At 70.3% G+C, this 25465-nt stretch carries 24 protein-coding genes and 1 riboswitch; of the genes, 9 read left to right on the top strand and 15 right to left on the bottom strand.

Annotated elements, in window-relative coordinates:
• The first annotated feature begins 70 nt into the window (after window positions 1-70).
• The 4 genes from AAFO60_RS12380 to AAFO60_RS12365 are packed head-to-tail and all read left to right on the top strand — an operon-like array spanning window position 71 to window position 5142.
• Entirely contained in the window at window positions 71-1216 is a 1146-nt protein-coding gene (locus tag AAFO60_RS12380; protein ID WP_347956509.1) for a polyprenyl synthetase family protein, read from the top strand.
• 4 nt (window positions 1217-1220) lie between these two features.
• Window positions 1221-2729 carry a phytoene desaturase family protein gene (locus tag AAFO60_RS12375; protein WP_347956508.1) on the top strand — a complete coding sequence of 503 codons (1509 nt, stop codon included), beginning with the start codon at window positions 1221-1223 and terminating at the stop codon, window positions 2727-2729.
• Window positions 2730-2735: 6 nt separating this feature from the next.
• Window positions 2736-4220 carry a polyprenol phosphomannose-dependent alpha 1,6 mannosyltransferase MptB gene (gene mptB / locus AAFO60_RS12370; RefSeq protein WP_347956507.1) on the top strand — a complete coding sequence of 495 codons (1485 nt, stop codon included), beginning with the start codon at window positions 2736-2738 and terminating at the stop codon, window positions 4218-4220.
• Window positions 4213-5142: a phytoene/squalene synthase family protein gene (locus tag AAFO60_RS12365; RefSeq protein WP_347956506.1), complete on the top strand. Its 930-nt coding sequence runs from the start codon at window positions 4213-4215 to the stop codon at window positions 5140-5142. Before mptB ends, AAFO60_RS12365 begins: the two co-directional genes overlap by 8 nt.
• Before the next feature lie 20 nt (window positions 5143-5162).
• On the opposite strand, the gene AAFO60_RS12360 is transcribed toward AAFO60_RS12365, so the two are convergent.
• A complete protein-coding gene (locus AAFO60_RS12360) occupies window positions 5163-5528 on the bottom strand; it encodes an Rv2175c family DNA-binding protein (RefSeq protein ID WP_347956505.1) in 366 nt (121 codons plus the stop codon).
• Window positions 5529-5622: 94 nt separating this feature from the next.
• Here AAFO60_RS12360 and AAFO60_RS12355 point away from each other — a divergent pair, with 94 nt between their 5' ends.
• Window positions 5623-6876, top strand: a complete 1254-nt coding sequence (locus AAFO60_RS12355) for a protein kinase domain-containing protein (protein WP_347956504.1) — start codon at window positions 5623-5625, stop codon at window positions 6874-6876.
• Window positions 6877-6887: 11 nt separating this feature from the next.
• Here the strand turns inward: AAFO60_RS12355 and AAFO60_RS12350 are convergent, their stop codons facing one another.
• A complete protein-coding gene (locus tag AAFO60_RS12350) occupies window positions 6888-7880 on the bottom strand; it encodes an AraC family transcriptional regulator (RefSeq protein WP_347956503.1) in 993 nt (330 codons plus the stop codon).
• Between the two features lie 196 nt (window positions 7881-8076).
• Between AAFO60_RS12350 and AAFO60_RS12345 the strand changes: the two genes are divergently transcribed.
• Window positions 8077-9288 (top strand): cytochrome P450, encoded by a 1212-nt coding sequence (locus tag AAFO60_RS12345; RefSeq protein ID WP_347956502.1) that lies wholly within the window; start codon window positions 8077-8079, stop codon window positions 9286-9288.
• Between the two features lie 3 nt (window positions 9289-9291).
• On the top strand, window positions 9292-10320 hold the full coding sequence (locus AAFO60_RS12340) for a 2Fe-2S iron-sulfur cluster-binding protein (protein WP_347956501.1): 1029 nt from the start codon (window positions 9292-9294) through the stop codon (window positions 10318-10320).
• Window positions 10321-10357: 37 nt separating this feature from the next.
• Here the strand turns inward: AAFO60_RS12340 and AAFO60_RS12335 are convergent, their stop codons facing one another.
• Complete coding sequence (locus AAFO60_RS12335; protein WP_347956500.1) at window positions 10358-11752, bottom strand: class II 3-deoxy-7-phosphoheptulonate synthase; 1395 nt, start codon at window positions 11750-11752, stop codon at window positions 10358-10360.
• 71 nt (window positions 11753-11823) lie between these two features.
• Window positions 11824-12318, bottom strand: coding sequence for a polyadenylate-specific 3'-exoribonuclease AS (locus AAFO60_RS12330; RefSeq protein ID WP_347956499.1), 495 nt, complete (start codon window positions 12316-12318; stop codon window positions 11824-11826).
• A gap of 41 nt (window positions 12319-12359) precedes the next feature.
• On the opposite strand from AAFO60_RS12330, the gene AAFO60_RS12325 reads away from it, so the two are divergent.
• Complete coding sequence (locus tag AAFO60_RS12325; RefSeq protein ID WP_347956498.1) at window positions 12360-13745, top strand: glycosyltransferase 87 family protein; 1386 nt, start codon at window positions 12360-12362, stop codon at window positions 13743-13745.
• Window positions 13746-13749: 4 nt separating this feature from the next.
• On the opposite strand, the gene AAFO60_RS12320 is transcribed toward AAFO60_RS12325, so the two are convergent.
• From AAFO60_RS12320 to AAFO60_RS12295, 6 genes are all read right to left on the bottom strand, one after another.
• Window positions 13750-14481: a lysophospholipid acyltransferase family protein gene (locus tag AAFO60_RS12320; protein WP_347956497.1), complete on the bottom strand. Its 732-nt coding sequence runs from the start codon at window positions 14479-14481 to the stop codon at window positions 13750-13752.
• A 124-nt stretch (window positions 14482-14605) separates the two neighbouring features.
• Window positions 14606-15580, bottom strand: a complete 975-nt coding sequence (locus tag AAFO60_RS12315; RefSeq protein ID WP_347956496.1) for an ROK family protein — start codon at window positions 15578-15580, stop codon at window positions 14606-14608.
• 13 nt (window positions 15581-15593) lie between these two features.
• Complete coding sequence (locus tag AAFO60_RS12310) at window positions 15594-15917, bottom strand: hypothetical protein (RefSeq protein ID WP_347956495.1); 324 nt, start codon at window positions 15915-15917, stop codon at window positions 15594-15596.
• 269 nt (window positions 15918-16186) lie between these two features.
• Window positions 16187-17380 (bottom strand): ArsA family ATPase, encoded by a 1194-nt coding sequence (locus AAFO60_RS12305; protein WP_347956589.1) that lies wholly within the window; start codon window positions 17378-17380, stop codon window positions 16187-16189.
• Window positions 17381-17400: 20 nt separating this feature from the next.
• The gene (locus AAFO60_RS12300; RefSeq protein ID WP_347956494.1) at window positions 17401-17838 is read right to left on the bottom strand and encodes an SRPBCC family protein; all 438 of its coding nucleotides are present in this window, start codon (window positions 17836-17838) and stop codon (window positions 17401-17403) included.
• 2 nt (window positions 17839-17840) lie between these two features.
• Window positions 17841-18245: a hypothetical protein gene (locus tag AAFO60_RS12295; RefSeq protein WP_347956493.1), complete on the bottom strand. Its 405-nt coding sequence runs from the start codon at window positions 18243-18245 to the stop codon at window positions 17841-17843.
• Window positions 18246-18375: 130 nt separating this feature from the next.
• On the opposite strand from AAFO60_RS12295, the gene AAFO60_RS12290 reads away from it, so the two are divergent.
• Window positions 18376-20178, top strand: coding sequence for an AMP-dependent synthetase/ligase (locus AAFO60_RS12290; protein WP_347956492.1), 1803 nt, complete (start codon window positions 18376-18378; stop codon window positions 20176-20178).
• A 242-nt stretch (window positions 20179-20420) separates the two neighbouring features.
• Here the strand turns inward: AAFO60_RS12290 and AAFO60_RS12285 are convergent, their stop codons facing one another.
• The 5 genes from AAFO60_RS12285 to AAFO60_RS12265 form a co-directional block, all read right to left on the bottom strand.
• The gene (locus AAFO60_RS12285) at window positions 20421-21539 is read right to left on the bottom strand and encodes a glycosyltransferase family 4 protein (RefSeq protein WP_347956491.1); all 1119 of its coding nucleotides are present in this window, start codon (window positions 21537-21539) and stop codon (window positions 20421-20423) included.
• Window positions 21539-22957: a peptidase MA family metallohydrolase gene (locus tag AAFO60_RS12280; protein ID WP_347956490.1), complete on the bottom strand. Its 1419-nt coding sequence runs from the start codon at window positions 22955-22957 to the stop codon at window positions 21539-21541. The genes AAFO60_RS12285 and AAFO60_RS12280 overlap by 1 nt, the downstream gene beginning before the upstream one ends.
• Window positions 22958-24004, bottom strand: coding sequence for an NlpC/P60 family protein (locus tag AAFO60_RS12275; RefSeq protein ID WP_424307630.1), 1047 nt, complete (start codon window positions 24002-24004; stop codon window positions 22958-22960).
• 87 nt (window positions 24005-24091) lie between these two features.
• Complete coding sequence (locus tag AAFO60_RS12270; protein ID WP_347956489.1) at window positions 24092-24661, bottom strand: C40 family peptidase; 570 nt, start codon at window positions 24659-24661, stop codon at window positions 24092-24094.
• Between the two features lie 15 nt (window positions 24662-24676).
• Window positions 24677-24875, bottom strand: a riboswitch (cyclic di-AMP (ydaO/yuaA leader).
• A gap of 112 nt (window positions 24876-24987) precedes the next feature.
• Window positions 24988-25197, bottom strand: coding sequence for a hypothetical protein (locus AAFO60_RS12265; RefSeq protein WP_347956488.1), 210 nt, complete (start codon window positions 25195-25197; stop codon window positions 24988-24990).
• Between the last annotated feature and the right edge of the window lie 268 nt (window positions 25198-25465).

Genomic DNA, 25465 nt, shown 5'->3' with positions numbered 1-25465 from the left:
TGTGCCGCCGGTCACCGCGGCGCCCGCGCCCGGTCGGTGCGGCCGTCTGCGACCGGTAACGTTGCCTGTCGTGGTCAACATTGCGGCGGTGCCCGCGGCAGTCGACGAGGTGCTGGCGAAGTACTTCGCAGCCAACCGAGCGACGCTCGCCGACATCTATCCGGTCGTCGCCGAAGCCGGTGAGGTGCTCACCGACTTCGTGCTCACCGGGGGCAAGCGGGTCCGGCCGCTGTTCGTGTTCGCCGGCTGGCAGTGCGGGCGCCCGGATGCAGACCCGGACGGGGTCGACCCGGACGGCGCCGACTCCGATGCCACCGACTCAGATGCCACCGACTCCGACGAGGAGTCGTTGGTGCTGCGGGTCGGCGCGGCCATCGAACTGATCCAGGCGTGCGCGCTGATCCACGACGACATCCTCGACCGCTCCGACACCCGCCGCGGCCGACCGACCGCCCACCGTCGATTCGAGGCCTCCCACGCCGCACGCGGCTTCACCGGCGACCCCGCGCATTTCGGGGTCGGCGCCGCCATCCTGCTCGGCGATCTCGCCCTGGCCTGGGCCGACGATCTGGTCCACGGTCTCGCCCCGACCGCCGACTGGGCCGACCAGCGGCCGCTGCCGCGGCCGGTCGCGCAGGTGTGGTCGCAGATGCGGACCGAGGTGCTGGGCGGTCAGCTCCTCGACATCACCAACGAGTCCGCAGGCGACGAGTCGATCGTCGCCGCCTACCGCGTGATGGAGTACAAGACCGCGGCGTACACGGTCGCCCGCCCGCTTCAGCTCGGCGCCGCGCTGGCCGGCGCCGACGACGAGCTGTCCGGGCGCCTGCACGGCATCGGCATCGATCTCGGGGTCGCCTTTCAGCTGCGCGACGACGTCCTCGGTGTCTTCGGCGATCCGGCGCAGACCGGCAAGCCCTCCGGCGACGATCTCGTCGAGGGGAAGCGGACGGCACTGCTGGCCGAGGGACTGCAGCGCGCCACCCGCGCCGGGCAGCACGTGCTGCGGTCGAGCATCGGTCGCGAGCTGACCGCCGACGAGCTCGCGGCGGCGCGGGCAGTGCTGACCGAGTCCGGCGCCCTGGCCGCCGTCGAAGCGCAGATCGACGACCGGCTGGAGTCGGCGCTGCGCGGGATCGACGCCCTCGACGTCACCGACCGGGCCCGCGCCGATCTGGCGCAGCTCGGCCGCCGCATCACCCATCGGCAGCGGTGAGCCGATGACCTCCCACGTCATCGTCATCGGGGCGGGCCTGTCGGGCCTGACCGCGGCGGCCCACCTGCGTGCGGCCGGGCACGAGGTCACCGTGCTCGAAGCGGAGTCCGGTCCCGGCGGGCTGGTCCGCACCGAGACCATCGACGGTCACCGATTCGACACCGGCGCAACGGTTCTCACCATGCCCGAACTGATCGTCGACGCACTCGAAGTACTCGGCGTCCCCCGCGACGAGGCCCGCTCGCGGCTGGCTCTGAAGAACGTCGACCCCGGGTACGTCATGAACTATGCGGACGGCTCGTCGCTGTCGATCCCCCGGGATCCGCACGCGATCCCCGCCGCCGTCGAGCAGGTGTTCGGTCCCGTCGCCGCCGCGGGCACCCGAGAGCTGCTGACCTGGCTGCGGCAGGTGTACGACGCCGAGTACGAGGTCTTCATCGACCGCAACTACGACGGTCTCGGCGACCTGGCCGGTGCGCCGACCCGTCGCGCCGCCCGGCTGCTCGTCGGCCTCGGTGCCCTCCGCGGACTGACCGGCGCGGTCGGTCGTTTCATCACCGATCCGCGCCTGCAGCGCGCCTTCACTTTCCAGGCCCTCTACGCCGGGGTTCCGCCGCATCGTGCGCGGGCGATCTACGCGATCATCGCCGACATGGACATCGGCCGCGGGCTGTCGGCCCCGGCAGGCGGCATGGGCCGGATCGGCGAGGTGCTCGCCGCCGCCCTCACCGACGCCGGAGTCGCCGTCGAGTACGGGGCCCGCGTCGATCGCATCCTGCGCCGCGTCGACGGCACGGTCTCCGGCGTCATCGTCGACTCGCACCGGCTGGCGGCCGACGCCGTCGTCGCGACCCTCGAGCGCGACACCGTCGCGGATCTGCTCGGCGCATCGGGCAGACGGCCTCGCTTGCGTTACTCGCCCAGCGCGGTGGTCGTGCACGGGCTCGTCCCGGCCGAGGTCGCGGCCGGCTGGCGGGCCGGTCATCACACCCTCGACTTCGGCGCGGCGTGGACGCAGACCTTCGCCGAGCTCACCGGCACCCCGGGCCGGCTCATGTCCGACGGCTCGTTCCTGCTGACCCGGCCGGCGGTCACCGACCCGGACACCTTCGTCGTCGACGGCCACGAGTCGGTGTCGGTGCTGGCGCCGACCCCGAACCTGCAGTCCGCGCAGCTGGACTGGGAGGTCCTGGCCGAGCCGTACGTCGCGGAGTTCCTCGCCGAGCTGGACGGCCGCCGCCATCACGGTCTGGCGTCGATGCGGGTGCTGCGCATCGACCATCCCGGCACCTGGCTGCGGGCCGGGCTGCCCGCGGGCACCCCGTTCTCGGCAGCGCACACGGTGAGCCAGACCGGGCCGCTGCGCACCCCGAACGTGTGGCCCGGCGTGCCGAACCTCGCCCTCGGCGGCAGTGCCACCGTCCCCGGCGTCGGCATCCCACCGGTGCTCGTCTCCGGCGGCCTCGCCGCGGCACGGGTCGACGACCACCTGCGTCACCGTCGGAAGGGATAGGTGCCGATGACCGACTGGATGCGTCGATATCCCGATGCGCTGATGGGCTTGCTCGGCGCCCTGCTGGTGACCGCGGGCAGCTACGGGCTCTCAGACGTGCCCCGCAACGACTCGACCCTGGCAGATCTCGGCCTGGAGCCGATGACCTACGGCCACGGCAAGACGCTGTCGGGCTTCGCGTTCTGGACCGGGGCGGCGCTGATGGTGCTGGCGTGGGTCCGGATCGGCCGCGAACCGCAGCGGATGAGCCTGCGGGCCACGATGGGCACCATCGGCGCGTGGACCGTGCCCCTGATGGTGGCCGTCCCGACCTTCAGTCGCGACGTCTACGCCTACCTCGGTCAGGCGACCGTCCTGATGGAGGGCTTCGATCCGTACACGGACGGTCCGGCGCATCACCCGGGCCCCATCGTGGATTCGATGGCCCAGATCTGGGCGCCGACCACCTCGCCCTACAGCCCGGGGTTCATGCTCCTGCTGCGCGGGATCGTCGGGATCACCGGCGACAACGTCTTCGCCGGGATCTTCCTGATCCGGGTCGCGCTGCTGCCGGGACTGCTGCTGACCATGTGGGCGGTCCCGCGGATCGCCGCGCATTTCGGCGCGAGCCGGCGCCTGGGCCTGTGGCTGGTGCTGGTGAACCCGATGCTGTTGATTCACCTGGTCGGCGGCCCGCACCTGGAACTGCTGATGATGGGCTTCCTGGCCGCCGGGGTGGCGCTGGTGCTGCAGGGCCGACACCTGCCGGGGCTGCTCACCCTGGGGTTGGCGATCTCGGTGAAGATCACCGCGGGCATCGCGATTCCGTTCGTGGTGTGGATCTGGCTCGATCACCTGCGCAAACGTCGACTGGCCGACCCGGACCGGACGGGACCGGCGATCACCTGGCGCGACCGTGCCGGGGTCTTCGCCGCCACCGCCGCGGTCCCGGCCGCGGTGTTCGGGGCGTTCACGCTGATCCTCGGACTGGGCGTCGGCTGGCTGAACGGCCTCTCGTACGCCTCCCGGATCATCAACCCGTTCACCATCCCGATCTTCATCGGGCACATCGTCACCTACGTCGCAGCGCCGTGGACCATCTGGAACCTGCAGGAGGTGCTGGTGGTGACCCGCGCCATCGGCAGCGTCGCACTGGCGATCATCCTGGTCTGGTTGTGGTGGCGATCGCGTCACGACGAACGGTCGGCGATGGCGGGCATGGCGTGGGCGATGCTGGCCCTGCTGCTGCTGGAGCCGTCGACCCTGCCCTGGTACTACACCTGGGTCGCGTGCGTGGTGGTGGCCTTCACCCTCCCGATGTGGGTCCGACAGATCGTCGTCGGCGTCAGCACCTTCTATCTGATCGTGTTCCAGCCCGACGACTCGATCCTGTTCTACAAGCCCCTGGAGACGCTGATGGCGCTCGCCTTCGCGACCCTGGCCGCGGTCTCCCTGCGCCGACGCGATCCCCTGCGCCTGCGGCGTTTCGGCTCGCTCCTGATCCATGGCTGACCTCGCGGCCGCCGACGCCGCCCGCGGCTATCGGCTCGCTCAGCACGTCACCCGCGCGGCCGGGCGCACCTATTATCTGGCGTCCCGGCTGCTGCCCGCCGCCGGACGTCGCGGGGTCTTCGCCCTGTACGCGTACGCGCGGATGGCCGACGACGTGGTCGACGAGCCGGGCACCCCGGCGGTCCAATCGGCCCGCCTCGACGTCCTCGAAGCCGGTCTGTCCGCCGCACTCGCCGGCGCCGCGCCGCCGGCGGTCGACCCCGACACCGCCGACGTCCTCGCGGCCCTGGCCGACACCGTCCACCGGTTCGGCATCCCGACCGACACCTTCGCCGCCTTCGGCCGGTCGATGCGGATGGACCTGCCCGGACATCCGAGCTTCCGGAACCGGTACGCCTCGTTCGAGGAGCTCGCCGAGTACACGTACGGGTCGGCGGCGGTGATCGGGCTGCAACTGCTGCCGATCCTCGGCGCGGACGTCGGCGACGAGGCCACCGCGGCGGGCGCCGCCCTGCTGGGCGAGGCCTTCCAGCTGACCAACTTCCTGCGCGACGTCGGCGAGGACGCCGCCCGCGACCGCATCTACCTGCCCGCCGACCATCTCGCGGCGTTCGGCGTCGACGAACAGACGCTGATGGCCGACGCCGCGCGGCGCCGCGCGGGCGAACCGCTGCGGCACGCGGTCGCGCACCTGATCGCCGTCAACCGCGATCAGTACCGCCGCACCTCGGCGGCGATCGACGCGCTGCCGCGCCGCACGCGCCCGGCGATCAGCGCCGCGGCCCGCTCCTACAGCGCCATCCTCACCGAGATCGAACGACTCGACCACGACGTCTTCGCCCGCCGCGCCGTGGTCCCTCGGCGTCGGCGGCTCGGTCACGCGACGCTCGCCCTGAGCGGGCGACCGATCACGCGGTGGTGAGGGTCAGGCGGTGGTGAGGGTCAGAAGGCCTGTGCCTGCGCGCGGCGGATCACTTCTCGCGCCGAGTGGGTGTGCAGCGCGTCGGCCGGCCGCAGTCCCAGATCCTCCTGCTCGGTGAACAGCCACTCCATCGCCTCGTCGCGGGTGTAGCCGCCGTCGAGCAGAATCGTGACCAGCCCTTCGAAATGCTTGGCCAGCCCGGCCTCGCCGAAGAACGCCTCGGGGATCACCGGGGTGCCGGCACGCGAGGCGGCGAGCAGGTTGTGCTCGCGGATCAGCGTGCGCAGCCGGTTGCCCGAGACGCCGAGGCGTTTGGCCGCCTGGTCGAGCTCCAGCACGGGAACGTCGTCGGGAAGGATGTCGATCGAAAGCGGAAGGGAACCCACGGTCAAAGCGTACCCGGCGCGGGCCCCGCACACGTAAACGCCGGGCGACGCCGCCACCCGACCCGCCGGCCGGGTACGGGTAGATTCGAACATCGTGACCACCCCCGACGACCCCCTCCTGAACCGGGTACTGGAGCGCCGCTACCGAATCGATGCGCCGATCGCGCGCGGCGGCATGTCAGCGGTCTACGTCGGCACCGACCTCCGCCTGCATCGTCGGGTCGCCATCAAGGTGATGGACTCGCGTTACGTCGGCGATCCACTGTTCCTGCGCCGGTTCGAGTTCGAGGCGCGCGCGGTCGCCGGCCTGAGCCATCCGGGGCTGGTCGCCGTGTACGACCAGAGCGTCGACGGCGACATCGCCTTCCTGGTGATGGAGCTGGTCCGCGGCGGCAGCCTGCGCGAGCTGCTGCGTGAGCGCGGCCCCATGCCGCCGCACGCGGTGGCGTCGGTGGCGATCGGCATGCTGGGCGGGCTGGGGACTGCGCACCGCGCGGGTCTGGTGCACCGGGATGTGAAACCGGAGAACGTCCTCGTCTCCGACACCGGCGACATCAAGGTCGCCGACTTCGGTCTCGTTCGCGCCGTCGCCGAAGCGGGCGTCACATCGGCCAGCGTCATCCTCGGCACCGCCGCGTACCTGTCGCCCGAGCAGGTCCACTCCACCGACATCGATGCGCGCAGCGACGTCTACTCCGCCGGCATCCTGCTGTTCGAACTCCTCACCGGACGCCAGCCCTTCCGCGGCTCGACCCCGCTCGCGCTCGCCTACCAGCGACTGACCTACGACGTGCCCGCCCCCAGCGACCTGATCGAGGGAGTGCCGCCGCAGTTCGACGAGATCGTCCTGCGCGCCACCGAACGCGAGCGCCGACACCGGTTCGCCGACGGCATCGACATGCAGCACGCGATCCTCGACGCGGCCGACGACCTCGACCTGCCCGCCTTCACCGTGCCCGCCCCGTCGCAGGCGTCCGCGCGGGTGACCTCGGCGATCGCGCGACCGGTGACGCGGTCGGTCCGCGACGCCGATCGGGACGACGACGATCGAGACGGCGACTGGTACGACCACCGCGGGGACGACGACCCCGACGGCGACGACTGGGACCGAGGAGCCGACTGGGACAGGGAGGACTGGGACAGGGAGGACTGGGACGAGACCGACGGGCCCGAGTGGGACGGGGCCGAGTGGGACGGGGCCGAGTGGGACGGGGCCGACGATGTGCTCGACTCCGGACTCGATCGCTCCAACGGTCGATTGCTGACCGTCGTCTGGTTGACGATCGTGGCCGCCGTCGCCGCCGGCTTGGGCGCGGTGGGCTGGGCCGTCGGCACCGCACTGGCCTGATCCGCCCGGACTCAGCGTCGGAACTGCGACGGCGTCACGCCGTAGCGCCGTCGGAACGCTGCCGCGAAGCGACTGGGATTGCTGAAACCCCATCGGGCCGCGATGTCGGCGACGGTGCCGACCCCGGCCGCGAGGTCGTCACGCGCCCGTTCCAGTCGGATGTCGGACAGCGCGCGACTCGGGGTCGTCCCCAGATACTCGGCGAATCCCTCCTGCACTCGGCGAATGCTCGTGCCGGACCGGGCGGCCATCTCCCCCAGCGTCCACGGATGGCCGGGGTCCGCCTCGATCGCGTCCAGCACGCGGGTCACCATCCGCGGGGTGAGGGGCCCGCCCGCACCGTCATCGGCATCGTCGAGCGCCACCAGCAGCGCCGTCGCGACCGCACTCGCCAACCGCGCGCCCACCCGCGGATCGAGGGGCGGGCTCGCGGGTCCGCACATCGAACTCGACAGCGAGTGCACCAGTTGCAGCCACGCGGCCCCAGCCCCCGCCGTCACATCGATCTGCTGCGGCAGCGCCAGCCCCGTCCGGACGCGACGCCTGCGGATCGCATCGGCCTCCGCGGCCAGGTGCTCGGCGTCCAGCTTCACACCGAGCACCTCGCAGTCTGCAGACCAGGTCGTGATGTCCGCTCCGCTGCCCGCCGTGAACACCGTGCCGCGGCCGGGCGCCGCGACCAGCTCCGACCCGTCCGCCGACCGTGAGTGCAGTCGGCCGCTCAGCGGCACGTTCACCTCGAACGCCCCGGGGTAGTCGCACGAGATCGCCACGTCGGTCCCCCACGACAAGCGACCGATCGTCACGCTCCCGAGATCGACGCTCACCATCTCCAGCCCGACCGTTTCGTCGCCGCCCAGCACCGTCAGCTCGTGCGGGAAATAGGTGTTCGCCACCGCCTGCTGTGCCGTCTCCCGGTCCTGGGTTCGATCCTGGTGCTCCATCGCCTCGGCTTCCGACTCGCTCTTGGTCGCATTCAGCCGACCTCGCTGCGCGACCGACATGCGACACCTTTGATTTGTATCTCACATCGACCCTCGATTGCGTCGTCGATCACATCCGGTCGCGCATCCGGTATCGCCTCCGCGTCTCCGGTATCGCCGTGCGTCTGTGCGGCCGGTTAGCGTCTGGACCCATCGCATCGCAGCGATCAGTGAGCCGTCGACGGCGGCTCGGCAGGAAATCGTCGAAGGAGTACCCGTGACCACCACCGTGTCCTGGTTGGACGAGATCACCATGGCTGAACTCGAGCGCAATCCGTATCCGATCTACGAGCGGCTCCGCGCCGAACACCCGCTCGCCTACGTTCCGGTCCTCGGATCGTATGTGGCGAGCACCGCGGACATCTGTCGGACCATCGCGACCAGCGACGACTTCGAGGCCGTGATCACCAAGGCCGGCGGGCGCACGTTCGGTCATCCCGCGGTGATCGGCGTCAACGGCGACATCCACACCGATCTGCGCTCGATGGTCGATCCGGCGCTGCAGCCCCGCGAGGTCGATCGTTGGATCGAGGACCTGGTCCGGCCCATCGCCCGCAGGCACCTCGAGATGTTCGAGGACGACGGAGCCGCCGATCTGGTCAGCCAGTACTGCGAACCGGTCTCGGTGCGGGCGCTCGGCGACCTGCTCGGTCTGGCCGACGTGCACGCCGACACCCTGCGCGACTGGTTCCACAAGCTGTCGAGCTCATTCACCAACGCCGCGGTCGACGAGGACGGCGAGTTCATCAACCACGAGCGGTTCGCCGAAGGCGATGCGGCCAAGGCCGAGATCAAGGCGATCCTCGATCCCAAGATCGACCACTGGATCACGCATCCGGACGATTCGGCGATCAGTCACTGGCTGCACGACGGAATGCCCGCGGGACAGACCCGCGATCGCGACTACATCTATCCGACCCTGTACGTCTTCCTGCTCGGCGCGATGCAGGAGCCGGGGCACGCGATGGCGTCGACGATCGCCGGACTGTTCACCCGCCCCGAGCAGTTGGAGCAGGTGATCGACGAACCCGGTCTGATCCCTCGGGCGATCGCCGAGGGCATGCGCTGGACGTCGCCGATCTGGTCGGCGACCGCGCGCACGACCAAGCGCGACGTCGAGGTCGCCGGAGTCCACCTCCCGGCGGGCACCGCGGTCATCCTGTCGTACGGGTCGGCCAATCACGATGCGGGCCAGTACGGCGCCCCGACGGCCTACGACCTCTCCCGGCCGCCGCTGCCGCATCTGGCCTTCGGCGCCGGCGAGCACGGCTGCGCGGGCATCTACTTCGCCAACAACGTGTGCCGGATCGCCTTGGAGGAGCTCTTCGACTCGATTCCGAACCTCGAACGCACCGTGTCCGACGACGTCGAGTTCTGGGGGTGGGGCTTCCGCGGGCCCACCGCCCTGCACACGCAGTGGGAGGTCTGAGCCATGTCCGTACGCCATCGCGTGCAGGTCAGCGGATCGGTGTCGGCGAGCGTCGAGTGCGCCGACGATCAACGGCTGCTCGACGCCTTCCTCCGCAACAACGTGTACCTGCCCAACTCGTGCAATCAGGGCACCTGCGGCACCTGCCGGGTGAAGGTCACCTGCGGATCGGTGTCGGCGCCCACCGTGGACGACGACGTGCTGACGCCCGAACTGCAGGCCGAGGGCTATGTGCTCGCCTGCCAGTCGACCCCCGACTCGGACGTGACCATCGAGGCGCCGACCGAGTCGTCGGCGCCCCGCCATCGGCTCCGCGATCTGACCGGCACCGTCTCCGAGATCCGCGCCCTCGCCCGGGACACCGTGGCGGTGTTCGTCGACGTGACCGAGCCGTTGGACTTCTCCGCCGGGCAGTACATGGAGATCACGGTTCCGGGGGCCGGCCTCTCGCGGCCCTACTCGATGGCCAATCCGCCGTCGACGGACTCCACGCTGGAGTTCCACGTGCGACGGGTGGCGGGCGGAACCGCGACCGACCGCTGGATCTTCGACTCGTTGTCGAGCGGCGACCGGGTCGATCTGCGCGGCCCGTGGGGCGATTTCGTCCATGACCTGGAGACCACCGGCCCGATGATCCTCCTCGCCGGCGGCACCGGACTGGCGCCGTTGAAGTCGATCGCGCTCGAAGCGCTCTCCCTCGACCCCGAGCGAGAGGTCCACCTCTACCACGGCGTGCGGTATGCCGACGACCTCTATGAGAGCGACTTCTGGCGGTCGATCGGCGTCGCGCATCCCGGCTTCCGGTACCAGCCCTGTGTCAGCCGCGAGACCGGCGTGGGCCGCCCGGGTTACGTCGGCGACGCCGTCGCCGACGACTTCGCCACCCTGCGCGGCGCCGTCGCCTACGTCTGCGGCCCGCCCGCGATGGTCGACGGCGCCATCAAGGCGTGCCGACGCAGGCGGATGTCCGCGCGGCACATCCACCGCGAGAAGTACACCCCGGCGACCGAACTCGCATCGGTCGAGGGGTGAGAGAGGCGGGGGCCGCTCGAGGCGTCAGCCGCCGCGCCTACCCGCGGAGCATCTCCGCGACCAGGAACGCCAGCTCCAGCGACTGCTGCGTGTTCAGCCGCGGATCGCAGGCCGTCTCGTAGCGGCCCTCCAGATCCAGATCCGAGATGTCTTGGGCGCCGCCCAGGCATTCGGTGACGTCCTCGCCGGTGAGTTCGATGTGGATGCCGCCGGGATGGCTGCCCAGCGCGCGATGGACCTCGAAGAAGCCCTGCACCTCGTCGACCACCCGGTCGAAGTGGCGGGTCTTGAAGCCGGTCGACGCGGTGTGCGTGTTGCCGTGCATCGGGTCGCACTGCCAGATGACCTTGTGCCCGCTCTGCTCCACGGCCTGGACGATCGCCGGGAGCACCTCGCGGACCTTCCCGTTCCCCATCCGCGAGACCAGGGTGAGCCGCCCCGGACGGTTGTCGGGGTCGAGCGCCTCGACGTACTCGACGGCCAACTCGGGGGTGGTGGTCGGACCGATCTTGACCCCGATCGGGTTGTGGATCATCTTGGCGAGCGCGATGTGCGCGCCGTCGAGCTGACGGGTGCGCTCCCCGATCCACAGGAAGTGCGCCGACAGGTCGTAGAGCACCTTGTCGGCGCCGCCGCGCGGGTCGGCGGCCAGGCGCAGCATGGCCCGCTCGTAGTCCATGACGAGCGCCTCGTGCGAGGCGAAGATCGACGCCGACTCCAGGCTCGAGTCGGTCACGCCGCAGGCGTCCATGAACCGCAGACCGCGGTCGATCTCGGCGGCGAGCGCCTCGTACCGGGCGCCCGCGGGCGAGGTCCGGACGAACTCACGGTTCCAGTTGTGGACATGCGCCAAGCGCGCCTCCGAGCCGGTCAGCGCACGCACCAGGTTCATCGCCGCGGCGGCGTTCGCGTAGGCGCGGACCAGCCGTGACGGATCGTGGACGCGAGCCTCCTCGGTGGCTTCCAGACCGTTGACCATGTCGCCGCGGTACGACAGCAGACCGAGCGCGTCGGTGTCGGCCGACCGCGGCTTGGCGTACTGCCCGGCGATGCGAGCGACCTTCACCACCGGCAGGCTGGCGCCGTAGGTCAGCACGACGGCCATCTGCAGGAGGGTGCGGATGTTGCCCTTGATGTGCGGCTCGGTGTTCGCCGCGAAGGTCTCGGCGCAGTCGCCGCCCTGCAGCATGAACGCGCGTCCGTGGGCGACCTCGGCGAGCTGATCGGCCAGTGTCTCGACCTCGGACGGCATGCAGATCGGCGGCACGCTCTCGAGCACCGTCCGCATCTTGTGCGCTTCCGCCTCCGGCCAGTTCGGCTGCTGCAGCGCGGGACGCGCGAGCATGTCGTCGAACTCCTCGGCGAGATGTCCCGGCAGCGGAGGCAGCTCCGGAAGCTCGTTGATGGGCACGTCTACGGTCCAGTTCACCACTGCACCAGCCTAGCCTGACCGACCCGCCCGCGGTGCGCTCGACCCGCTGCGCGGACCCGGCCCGCCGACGGCTACCGCGCCGGGGCGTGCAGGACCGCCTCGATGGCGCGCCACTTCACCAGGTTGTGCCGGGCGTCGGCGAGCGCGTCGTGGGCGTTGGCAGGCGCCGGCGGCAGCTCCGGACGCCCGGCGGCCTCCCAGTGCTGCCGGAGTTCACGGGTGAATCTCGGCATCTCCCTGGGCAGTTCGGTCATCGAGCCCCACAGCTGACAGAGGACGACGTGGTCGTAGGCGCCCACCCACGCCCACAGTTCGACACGATCGGCGGGCTCGGTGAGGAATTCGAACAGGCTCTCGCGGATGGCCCGGCGACTCCGCCACGCCTTGTCGGCCGGGGAGGGCAGCTTGTCGAGCACGTTGGACCGCACCCAGTCGCCGGCCTTCGCGGGATCGAACTCGGTCGACACGGCGTAGAACTCGCGACCGTCCTCGCCGATCACCCCGATCGACACCAGCTCGATCGTCGTTCCGTCCTCGATGAATTCGGTGTCGTAGAAGTAGCGCACGGGTTCTCATTATCCACCCGGGGCAAGGAATACTGACTGTCATGCTCACTCCACGCGGTCAGCGGCCCGCGCCGCAGGCCCCAGGCGCGCCTGCGTTCGATCGATTCCAGCGGCGGCTGAGCGACTGGCGTCCGGGCCCCGCCACGCGGATCGGGATCGCCGTCGCCTTCCTCGCCTCGGCCGTCCTGCAGATCGTCGGCGTGCCCTTCACCTCGAGCTTCGCCACCCGCACCCGCTTCGACATGGACGTCTACCGGCTCGGCGGGCAGATCTGGCATCAGGGATTGAGCCTGTACGCCGACGGTTCGATGCCCTTCACCACCGACGGCATCTGGCTGCCGTTCACGTATCCGCCGTTCGCCGCCCTCCTCTTCACCCCGCTCGGCGCCATCCCCCTGTCGGTCGCGAGCATCGGCGTCTCGGTGGTCACGGTGCTGCTGATGATCTTCGTCACACACCTGTCGCTGACCGTGCTCGACCTCGGTTCCACCGCCAACCGCTGGTCGCTCGCCACCGCGCTGTCGATCGTGACGATCTGGTTCAACCCGTTCTGGATGACGCTCGGCTTCGGCCAGATCAACGTGGTGCTGATGGCGATGATCATGGTCGACGTCTTCCTCGTCCCGCGGCTGGGCCGGGGCCGGGCCCAGGGGGTGCTCATCGGATTGGCCGCCGCAATCAAGCTGACGCCGCTGGTGTTCCTGGGGATCTTCCTGCTGGCCCGCCGCTTCCGCGCCTTCCTGACCGGTGCGGCGACCTTCGTCGGTGCCGCGGCGATCGGCTGGCTCTGGATGCCCGACGACTCCCGCACCTACTGGACCGACACGCTGTTCCACACCGCGCGCATCGGGCAGCCCGAGGGCCGCATCAATCAGAATCTGAACGCGGCGTGGTTGCGCGTCTTCGGCGACGCGGGCAGCACCGCCGAGATCTGTTGGATCGTCTCGAGCCTGGCGGTCACCGGCCTGGCGATCGCCGCCGCGCTGCGGGCCCGCCCGGCGGCGGCGTTCAAGCCCGGTCCGATCGTCGGGCGCATCGACGCGCTGACGGTCACCTGCATCGTCGCCGTGTGGGGTCTGCTGGTCTCACCGACCACCTGGGCCCACCACTGGGTCTGGTGCATTCCCGCGGTCCTGAGCTGCGTGGCGATCGGCCTCACGGCCAGGCGGCGCGCGCAGCGCATCACCTACTTCACCCTCGCCGGCGTGGGCACGGTGCTCTTCGCCGTCGGCCCGTTCCAGCTGCTGCCGCCGATCGAACGCGGATGGGGACTGTGGCAGCACCTGGTCGGCAATTCGTTCACCCTCTGGGGGCTGGCGCTGCTGCTGGCCCTGTGGCTGCTGCCCCACCGGGACGGCGCCGTCCAAGCGGGCCGGCCTCAGACCGTCGACGACGATCCGCTGCCGACGTCGCCGGCCCGGCCCTGACCGATCAGGCCGCGTCGCCCGAGTCGACCCCGCGGACGCTCGGCGCCGCGGGCTTGGCGGTCCCGTCGGCGTTCTTCAAGCTCGCCGCGTAGACGTCGACGTACTGCTGACCGCTCAACCGCATCAGCGCATACATGATCTCGTCGGTGACCGCGCGTTCGATGAACCGGTTGCCCGCCATGCCCTCGTAGCGCGAGAAGTCGAGCGGCTCACCGACGCGGACGACGATCTTGGTGGGACGGGGCAGGATCGTGCCGGGCGGGTTGATCCGATCGGTGCCGACCATCGCCACCGGGATCACCGGCACACCGGTCTCGAGCGCCATCCGCGCGAGCCCGGTCTTGCCCTTGTAGAGGCGACCGTCCGGGGACCGCGTGCCCTCCGGGTACAGACCGAGCAGGCGTCCCTGTTCCAGCACGCGCTTGCCCGCGAGCAGCGCACCGGCCGCCGCGGTCGCCCCCGACCGGTCGATCGGAATCTGTCCGGAGGCGCTGAAGAACCAGCGCTGAAAGCGCCCCTTCAGTCCGGTACCGGTGAAGTACTCGCTCTTGGCGAGGAAGAAGATGCGTCGCGGCACCATCAGCGGCAGGTAGAAGCTGTCGACGACGGCCAGATGATTGGACGCGAGCAGCGCGGCACCGGACTTCGGAATGTTCTCCAGCCCCTCCACGCGCGGTCGGCCCATCAATCGCAGCCCGGGGCCCATGAAGATGTATTTGAAAAGGTAGTACCACATGTACGTTCCTGCCCCTCGTGCTCAGAATCCCAGTGCGTCGTCCAGAACGGCGCATCGTCGAAAACCGCTTCCGACAAGTCTGTGGTGCCGGGCGCCGGCGAGTGCGCTCCTCACGGTGCGCTCCTCACTGGGCGCTGTCGCCGATCGCGGCCAGCCCCTGGCGCGCCACCTGCGCGGCGCCGATCACCCCGGCGGCCTCACCCAGCTGGGTGCCGCGGATGCGCGCCAGCTGCCGATGGCCGGCGCCGGTGATCGCCGACGCGTAGTGCTCGCGGGCGTCGTCGAGGAACAGGCCCGAGGCCGCGCCGACGCCGCCGGCCAGCACGATCAGGTCGGGGTCGAAGACGTCGGCGATCATGCCCAGACCGTAGCCGAGCCAGCGTGCCATGTCTTCGTAGGCGGCCAAGGCCGCCGGATCCCCGTCTGCGGCGGCCGCCGCGACGCGTCGGCCGGTCAGCGACCCCGGATCGGCCGCCGACTCGGCGGCCAGCACGCTCCGCGGATAGTCCTGCGAGGCGAGGTACTCCAGTGCGGTGTCCACCAGGGCGGTCCCACTGCAGTAGCGCTCCCAGCAGCCGCGTTTGCCGCAGCTGCACGGGCGCCCGTTCGGCACCACCGTGAGGTGCCCGAACTCGGGTGCGACGCCGAAACTGCCCCGGTAGATGGTGCCGTCCATGATCATGCCCGCGCCGATGCCGGTGCCGATCGACAGTACGAGGGTGTTGTGCCCGCCCGCGGCGGCGCCGAAGTGGAGCTCGGCGATGGCCGCCGAGTTGGCGTCGTGCTCGGCGAAGACCGGCAGACCCAGCCGTTCGGACATGAGCTCGGGCACGCGCGTCTCCCGCCAAGCCAGGTGGGGCGCGTATCGGACCGTCTGCCGGTCCGGCGTCAAGAACCCGGCGATGGCCAGGCCGACGGCCGACACGGCCCACCGGTCGCGCAGTTCGGTCACCAGCCGCTGCAGGCAGTGCTCGAGCGATTCGGCGGTCGGCGGGGTCGCCGTCCGCAGTGTGTCGAGTTGACGGCCCTGGGCGTCGACGACGCTCGCCCGCACGCTGGTGCCGCCGATGTCGATCCCGATGGTCAGTTCACTGCTCACTCGCGGCTCCCCTTCACCGGCCCGGACGCGCGATGTCGACCGTGATCGCCTGGAACCGGGTGGACGACTGCGCTTCGCCACCGGGCTCGGACCGCAGCATCTCCGCGATCGCCTCGAGGACGGCGATGAACGCGGCGATCACCCGGGCCAACAGGTCGCCGAGTTCTTTGATGAGCGAACCGACCTCGCCGAGCAACTCGGGAACCGGAGACGCACCGAAGGTCGGACCGCCGACGCCTGCGATGAGGCCTGCCAGTTGATCGATCTGATCGGCGAAGCCCAGCAACAGGGCCTGCACCGGATCGCCGGCGCTCCCACCGCTCTGGTTCTCGCTCATCGTCAGTCGATTCCTCATCAGTCGGGCCGACCGTTCGGGCCGGACATTCACGGGGCGGACACCTGACGCTACCGGTCTGGGCGACGCTACCCTACGGCCGGACACCGCCCGGGTGATCGATGCCACATCGCCGGACTCGGGCGGCAGACGACTCGGGCGGCAGGTGACTCAGGCGGCGGGGTCCATGCGCCCGATCTTAACCGGCGGCTCCGACAACTCGGCTCCGACAGCCCCTCCGACAGGAGGGCGCAGGACACTGGTGTCCTGCACTACGCCCCGCCGGTGTCCGGCCGCACGGGCCAGACCGCGGGGTCGGGTCGGAAACGCAAGACGAGCGCCCCGTCGCGCCATTGCGCGGAGACCACCACACATCGCCTGAGCACCGACGGAAGCCGTACGGGGTACCGGAACCCGGACACGGTGACGAGCAGATCGTCACCGGACCGGCCCAGCTCCAGGCGGTCGGGGTCGGGCAGGCCCTGAATCCAGGACAGCTCGAAGACGCTGTCGAGTCCCTCGCCGGAGACGTGCGCGACGGTCAACGCCTGCGAGCCGCGCGGCCGACCGGTCGGTCGGGGCAGTTCGACGTCGATTCGACGGATCCGGGCGAGCCGATCGACGGCCGCCTCCCGCGGAACCGGTGCGACGGCGACCGCGGGGTCCTCCCGCATCAGCGCGCGGGCCTGCGCGAGCGCGTCGTCGGCGCCGTCACCGATGCCCGCGTTGACCAGCACCGAGCGGAGCGGCAGCCCCATCAGGTCGGCCACGGCGACGAAGTCGGGCAGCGCGCGACGGCCGCGGTCGCCGGCGTCGACGACCAGGTGGACCGCGACACCGTGCGGGTCGGCGAACAGTTCGATGAGGTCCTGACAGTCACGGTCGATCCCCTCGACCGCCGCCGACAGCTGCGCGACCGCCGGCTTCTCGGCGGCCTCGGCCAGCCGGGTATGGCGCGGCCACAGTCGTTCGAGTGCGGCCGAGAGCACTTTCGGAGCCCGCAGCAGCTCGAAGGGGTCGCCGACGCCCGACAGGTCGACGACGACCCGCTCCCATCGCCCGGCGGTCGCGGCCTCGCGGATCTGCCGCAGCAGCAAGAACTCCTGAGCACCCGGCAGCACCGTCAGCTCCCCCGGCGCCACCGAGGTCAGGGTGCCGACGAGCGGCAGCGGCGCCTTTCCCCCGACGACCGCCGTCAGTGCCGCCGTGAACTCGCCCCAGGCGGTCTCCACGACGGCGAGCGGATCCAACTGCAGCAGATCGGTCTGTCCGGTCACCGGCACCGGGTCGCCCGGGAGACGGAGAACCCCCAGCCGTTCGGGGAGGTGCGACCGGGATCCCAGCGACATCAGCACGGTCCCGCGGTCGGCGCCGACGCGCACACCTGCGGGCAGCCCGACGTCACCGCGAAGCGCCGCGGCCGCGGCCACGACGGACACGCCCGAGCCCCCCGGGCCGAGCACCAGATGGATGGGCGCGAGGTCGATCAGCCTTCGACCCTCTTCTTGAGATCGCCGAGCGCCGACTCGGTGATGGCCTTCTCCGCACGTCGCTTGAGCTGGCTGATCATCGGGATCTGCAGGTCGACCATCAGTGAATAGGTGACCTTCGTCGACCCCGGCACCTGCTGCGTCAGACGGTAGCTGCCCTCTTGTGCACGCTGCAGGTCGCTCGACACCAGCGACCAGGACACGCCGGCGCCGTCGTCGTCCCAGACATAGCGGAGCTCGTAGGTGTCGGCCAGGACGCCGGCGTCGACCACGAACCGCACCCGCACCCCGCGGCCCCGGGCGTCCCGCTCGAGCACCGTCGCCGAGCGCGCGGCGGTCACCCACTGCGGGTAGTTGTCGAAGTCCGCGATCACCGCCATCACGTCGGCGACGTCGGCGTTGACGACGATCGACTGCTCGGTGTGGTCAGCCATGCCTACTCCTTCGCGGCCGTGGCGGGCGCCCCGACTTCGCGGTCGCCTTCCAACAGCCACTTGACGTGGAACGACATCTCCTTGCCTGCGATCCGGCGCACCCGATTCATCTCCGCCAGCGCGTCCCAGCGTTCGCGGTCGTCTGCCGGGAGCGCCGAGAGCGGCTCGGCATGCAGGTAGTAGTGCAGGATGAAGCCGTCCATGCACGTCTCGCACCAGATCTCCATGGTGCCCTCGAGCGGACCGGTCACGGTCCACCGCACGCCCTGATCGCCTCGATCCTCGACGACGGTCAAGGACAGATCCGGCCACCACTGGCGCCACCGTGCCCGGTCGCCGACCACCGCACCGGCAAGGGAGGGCTCGGCAGCCACGAATACCTCGTCGGCAACCTGAATGCTCGTCACCGTCTTAGCTTCACACACCCGTCGCCGTGGGAGAAACCCGACTCGTGCGAAGAGTACGTCACCCTGGGGCTAGGATCACTGAAGAGATTCAGGTGATTCTGAGATTTTTCGGTTCGGGAAGGTGTATTGAATGGCCGAATGCCGCGTGCCCGCGAAGTTCGTAATCCCCGAGGAGCGGAATGCGTCCGACGTGCTTTTCGACATCGTCGAGAAGCAGCCGGGCAAGACCGTCTTCCGTAGGCAGCAGGGAAGCCAGTGGCTGCCGGTGACCGCGGGCGACGCCGGTGCGCAGGTGACGGCCTTGGCCAAGGGTCTCATCGCCTCCGGCATCAAGCCCGGCGACCGCGTCGCGCTGGTCTCGTCGACCCGTCTGGAGTGGACGCTCCTCGACTTCGCGATCTGGTCGGCTGGTGCGGTCACCATCCCGATCTACGACTCGTCGTCGGCGGCGCAGATCGACTGGATCATGCGCGATTCCGGCGCCATCGCGGTCATCGTCGAGTCCGCGGCCCATCGCAGCGTCCTCGACGACGTCGAATCGGTCACCGACGCGATCCAGATCTTCCAGATCGACACCGCCGACGGGCCGGGCGCAGTGGAGTCGCTCACCGCGGCGGGCGCCGGCGTCTCCGACGACGAGGTCACCGCGTGCCGCCGCACCCTCACCGCCGCCAGCCCCGCGACGCTGATCTACACCTCCGGCACCACCGGCCGCCCCAAGGGCTGCATGCTGACGCACGCCAACCTGCTCGGTGAGATCGGCGGCGTCATGCAGACCTCGCTGAACACCCTGCTCGGCGACGGCAAGCGACTGCTGCTGTTCCTGCCGATGGCGCACGTCCTGGCGCGCGCCATCAACCTGGTCGCGATCGAGGCCGGCGTCGAGGTCGGCTACACCTCCGACATCCCCAATCTGCTGCCGACCTTCGCGGTGTTCAAGCCGTCGCTGATCCTGTCGGTGCCGCGCGTCTTCGAGAAGGTCTACAACTCGGCGCGCCAGAACGCGCACGACGGCGGCAAGGGCAAGATCTTCGATCTCGCCGCCGATGTCGCCGTCGAGTTCTCCACCGCCAAGCAGGCCGGCGATGTCGGTCTGCTGCTGCGGGCCAAGCACGCGCTGTTCGACAAGCTCGTCTACGGCAAGCTGCGCACCGCGCTCGGCGGCGAGTGCGAGCTCGCCATCTCGGGCGGCGCACCGCTCGGCGCACGCCTCGGCCACTTCTTCAGCGGCGTCGGCATCCCCGTCTACGAGGGCTACGGCCTCACCGAGACCACCGCGGCGATCGCCGTCAACACCCCGGGTGAGGTCAAGGTCGGCACCGTCGGCCGCCCCATCCCGGGCAATGCGATCAAGATCGCCGACGACGGCGAGATCCTGCTCTCCGGCGAGGTCGTGTTCACCGGATACTGGCAGAACGAGGAGGCGACCGCCGCCGCGATCACAGACGGCTGGTTCCACACCGGCGACCTCGGCGATCTCGACGCGGACGGCTTCCTGCGGATCACCGGCCGTAAGAAGGAGATCATCGTCACCGCGGGCGGCAAGAACGTCTCGCCCGCCCCGATGGAGGACATCATCCGCGCCAGCGCGCTGGTCTCGCAGGCCGTGGTCGTCGGCGATCAGCAGCCCTTCATCGGCGCGCTGATCACCATCGACCCGGAGGCCTTCCCGGCCTGGAAGACCCGCAACGGCAAGCCCGCCGACGCCAGCGTCGCCGATCTCGCCGTCGACCCCGAACTGATCGCCGAGGTTCAGCTGGCCGTCGACGCCGCCAACGAGACCGTCTCGCACGCCGAGACGATCAAGAAGTTCCGTGTCCTCCCGTCCGACTTCACCGAGGAGTCCGGCGAGCTGACCCCGACCCTCAAGGTCAAGCGGAACGTCGTGGCCGACAAGTGGGGCGCGGAGATCGCGGCCATCTACGCGAAGTAGCAGTTCGGCTTCCCGCCGTGGCTTCGGGCGGGCGTTCTCGGTTCGGCAATCCGCACCGGGACGCCCGCCCGAACCTCTTCGGTCTCATGCGCCCTGCTCGGCGAGCGTCTGTGTCACCGAACTGACGAACGCGGGTCGAGGGCCGGCGGCGGGGATCGTGAGCCCTCCGCAGCGACGAGGCGCCAGCCGAGGAGCGAGGACTGCCGAACGAGCACCGCCGCCGGCCCTCGACCCAGAACCGACTACAGCAGACGCATCAGCCGAGCCGCCTGACTTCTCCACTGCCAGTTCTCCACCGCCCACTCGCGCCCGTGCCTGCCCATGGCGGCGGCGAGTGTCGGGGAGGCGAGGATCTCGATGATCGCCTCGGCGATCTCGTTGCGGCTGCGTCCGTCGACGACGGTGCCGGTCAGGCTCTCCCGAACGGTTTCGGGGGCGCCGCCGGAGTCGCCGGCGACGACGGGGACGCCGCTGGCCGAGGCCTCCAGGAAGACGATGCCCAGGCCCTCGACGTCGAGCCCGCGGCCGCGGGTCCGTGTCGGCATCGCGAAGACGTCGGCCATCGCGTGGTGCATCGGCAGTTCGGCGGCGGGCACGCCGCCGGTGAAGGTCACCGAATCGGTCACCCCGGCCCGTCGGGCCAGGGCGTGCAGCTTGTCCGCGTAGGGGCCGCCGCCGACGATCACCAGCCGCGCGCCGGGGATCGCCGCGCGCACCGTCGGCCATGCGTCGATGAGCGCGTCCTGCCCCTTGCGGGGAACCAGGCGGGACAGGCAGACCACGGTCGGCGCCTCGCCGAGCCCGTAGCGTTCGCGCAGCAGCGCCCGGGCCTGCGGGTCGGGCGCGAACCGCTCGACGTCGACGCCGCAGGAGACGTATTCGAGCGCCGCCCGCGGCCCGAACGCCGACGCGAACCGCCCGCGCGTGTAGCGGCTCACGTAGGTGATGACGTCGGTGTTGTCTCCGATGTACCGGAGCACCTGCCGGGCGCCGGGGAGCATCGACCAGCCCACCTCGTGCCCGTGGGTGCTGGCGACGACTCGACGCGCCCCCGCTTTGCGCAGCGCGGGTCCGAGTACCGCCAGGGGTGCCGCCGCACCGAACCAGACCGTGTGGATGTCGTTGTCGCGCACGAGTTTCGCCGCTCGGCGTCGGACGGCCGGGGTCGGCAGCATGAGGCTGGTCCGGTGCCGCACGATGCGATACGGCGCGGCCGCGTCATAGGCCTCGCAGCCCTTCCAACGCGGTGCGTAGACGATCACCTCGTCGGGCGGCAGGAAGGCGACCAGGTTCTCCAGGTACGACTGGATGCCGCCGGGGCGCGGCGGGAAGTCGTTGGTGACGAGCAGGGTGCGGCGCATCAGCGGACCTGCCCGCGCAACCACGTCTGCCAGTCGGCCACCACTGCGCTCTTGTCCACGCCGAGCGCCTCCTTCATCGCGGCATCGGTGGTCGCGGTGTCGCCGCCCCTGCCGACCCCGATGTACATCTGTTTGAGTCGGTCGTCGCCGAAGGTCTTGCCGACGTAGGCCGCGAACGACCATGCGCTCTGGTACGCCACGCGGGCGGCATCGGTGTCGACCGAGAAGGATCCGTCCGAGGGCAGCGCCCGCGGAACCTGGCCGCCGGCGACGGCCGCAGCCAGTTCCGGGGCGGCGTCGACCAGATCGCGGTAGGTGCCCTTGCGGCCGACGTACTCCGGAACGCCCTCGGTGAGCCACAGGGGCGCGCCTTCGGCGGTGGTCAGTCGCGAGGCGACGTGGGTCAGTTCGTGGCGAAGCACGACCGCCAGCGCCGCCGGCGACAGGCCACGGGCGGCCGGGGTCAAGACGATCCGCTGTCCGACGACCTGCCCCTTCTGCCGGTCGATCATCGTGAACACGGTGGCCGCGGCCGCCGCGGCGGTGCTGCCGGCGTCGGTCCGCGTCAACGCCGCGAACTGAGCGTCGGTGGCGGTGGCGACGACGGCGGCGCGCCGGACCCAGTCGGTGCCCCAGAACTTCGAGACCTCGTCGACGGCGCCCGGCAGGATCTTCGCCGCCGACACCGCGGTGCGTTCGGCGCCCGGGTACGACAGCACCGTCGAGGTGCCGCCCGCCGTCCGGACGTCGGTGGCCGCGAGTCCGGGGAACTCCCACGGCCCCACCTCGGGGGCCTTCGGACTCTCCCGGGCCTGTGCGGTCGGGTCCGGGGCCAGACCGCCGTCGCCGACGACCTTCCAGTCGTCTCCGTAGCGGGCGAAGGTGAAGCTCTGGTGCAGGGTGACGGTCGGCTCGTCGAGCCCCGGTACGGCGGCGCCGCCGAGCGCGTACTCCAGATCGACCGGGCTCACCCAGGTGTCGGAGGCGCCCGCCTGTTCCAGGCGGGTGGCGAAGTCCTGCTCGAGCAGATGCTCGGGGCCGTTCTGCGGCGCGACCCGGTAGCGGAACTCCTTGAGCTTCAACGGCTTCCGTGTCGGCTGTGACGAAGGCGTCGCGGCCGCCGGGCCGCCCGCGAAGTCGGCGGCGATCGTCTGCATGTGCTGCCGGAACTCGGGCGTGGCCGCGGCGTCGATCAGGCCGGCCAGACCGCCGCGGTCACCGTTGACGAGGGTGGACGAGAGTTGGTCGAGCAGGGCGCTCACCCCGTCGTACCGCTGCTGCTCGTAGGGGTTCAGCGGTGTCGTCGACGCGGCCGATGAGGACGGCGCCGGCTGCTCGCCGTCGGCGCCGCACGCCGTCACCGGCAGCAGCAGCGCGATGGCCAGAGCCGGGGCCGCCGCGACGCGAAGGGGCCGCACTCAGTACCGTCGCGCGGAGTTGAACGGGCCGGCCTTGTCGATCGGCACCACGGCCACCGGGACGCCGAAGGTCGATGCGTGCACGACGTAACCGTCGCCGACGTACATGCCGACGTGGCTCGCGTCAGGGTAGTAGATGATCAGGTCGCCGGGCTTGAGGTCGGCGCGGTCGACGGCGGTGCCTCCCGCGAGCTGAGCCTCGCTGGTCCGCGGGATCGTCCGACCCGCCTGCCGATAGGCCCACAGCATCAGACCCGAGCAGTCGAACTGGTTCGGCCCGGTCGCACCCCACACGTAGGGATCGCCGATGCGCGAGATCGCGGCCTGGACGGCGACGAGTTCGGGCGAGGTGCCCTTCGGCACGGCCCGGGGATCGAAGTCGTAGCGGGGACCGCGAAGCGCTGCGAGCTGCCTGCCGGTCATCGACTGGTAGATCGCGCGGATCTGCACCGCTTCGATCTGCAGGTCGGCCTGCTTGGCCTGCAGTTCGCCGCGCTGCTTCTCCGAGGCGGCGATCGCCTGGGTCGCCGCGGCGGCCGTGCGTTCGGCGGCGGACTTCGCGGCACGTGCGGCCCGTGCCGTGGCGACGACACTGCGCAGATCCGCTGCCGACTGCCTCGACATGACCTCCAGGCCCGACATGTTGTCCAGGAGGCTCTGGGGCGAATCGCTCACCAGCATCGCGTACAGGCGATTGATCCGCGCACCGCGGTAGCTGACGCGCGCGAGCGCGTCGACCTTCCGCTGCGCGGCGTCAACGTGGACCTGCATGTCGGCGAGCTGCTTGGCGGCCGCATCGGCCTTCTTTCGCTCCCGGACGACGATCCCGCGCTGCTTGTCGTACTCGACCTGCGCAGCGTTCATCGCCTCGGCGGTCTTCTCGGCGTTCACCGAGAGCGACTTGTACTGACTCAGCAACTGGTCGGAGGTCCGCACCGGATCAGCGGTCGCGGGAGACCCGATCAGGGCGGCGACGGAGACCGTCACCGCCACCCCGACTGTCGCGGCACGACGACGCGCCCGCAGCTTCGCACTCGATGAGACCACTTGCACTCGATCCTTCAGACACGTGAGGGCGGGCCGGTGTGTGTCACACCGGCCCGCCCTGCACCGAACTCAGTCAACCGGCGTCGCTCAGTAGCGGCGGATACCGGTCAGGCTCCACTCCTTGACCTTGTCGCGCTTCACGGGCACGCCTTCGGTGGACGAGTGAACGAAGATGCCGTTGCCGGCGTAGATTCCGGCGTGGCCACCGCCGTTGAAGATCAGGATGTCGCCGGGCTGCGCGCTGGCGAGCGAGGCGACCGGAGTGCCGCCGCCGAGCTGTCCGTAGCTGTCGCGCGGGATGATCTTGCCTGCCTGCTTGTACGACCAGTAGAGCAGTCCCGAGCAGTCGAAGGCGTTGGGGCCTGCGGCGCCGTAGACGTACGGCGAGCCGATCTTCGACTCAGCGTTGGCCAACGCCTGCTTGGCGCGCACCTGCTGAGGAGTGCCGAGGTCGACCTTCGGCGCCTTCGGCACGATCTGCGACGGCAGACCGGGGATGTCGAACGTTCCGACGTTCGGGATCGTCACGGGCGCGGCATCTGCAGCGGGGGCAGCGGCGAACGCCAGCGATCCGCCGATGGCGATCGAGCCGGCGAGGACTGCGGACTTGGCGGCCTTGCGGCCGATGCCGGGCTGCTCCAAACGGTGTTTGGCCACGAAAACACGTACTCCTTGTTGTCTCCCTGTCGCCGACCGGGTTAGCTGTCGGGTTCGGGCCGGAAGAGACAGGCCCTACGCGCACAGACCAGTACCCTGGCGGGCACTGGCGCACTGCGATTCACCCCAATCCGCATGCCGGTTCCGGCATCGCGGAGGAAGTGGTTCCCCGGTTCGCACTCCTTTGGTGAGTGCGATTAGGCGATGACCCTCAGGACCCACCCGGACTACTCCGGGAGAACCCTGACTTGAAGGTCTCGAAAAGATTACGAAACCCCGTGGGCGATGTCTACCGCCTCCCGCAGAACGTGCCATCGCCCCGACACTCACACCGCACGCGGCGTTCGCCGAATCCGCCCGCCCACAGCGTTGTCACCTGCATGAATGACGGACATCGCGGCTGCGGCGGCGGCATCGGACATCAATTCCGTGTCAGCGAACACATCGACCGCCGCAGCCAGTTCCGAGACGCTCGGGTCATCGATGCACGACGACGCATACTCGCTGGTAGCCGGGTCGAAGAAGACTCGCATCATGCAGTCGCCGCACTCGTACCCGCGGGCCGGGCACCGCGCACAATCAATCTTCATGTGATCTGCCTCTCAGCACGTGTCGAAGCCTTCGCCATCCGGGCAATCGACGTGGTCGAGGACCGTCCGGAGACCGCTCTCGAATGATTACGCTCGGCAGCATACGAAGAGCCTCCGACATCGGCCGTCGCCCGAGCCGCCGGACGGTTCGGACCGGCGGCGTCGTATCGGTGGCCTCGCATCGGCGATGTCGTAGGCGACTCGTACCGTGCTG

The sequence above is a fragment of the Gordonia aichiensis genome (assembly GCF_039946255.1).
GTDB classification, from domain to species: Bacteria; Actinomycetota; Actinomycetes; order Mycobacteriales; family Mycobacteriaceae; genus Gordonia; species Gordonia aichiensis_A.
This window is presented reverse-complemented; position numbering and strand designations above follow the sequence as displayed.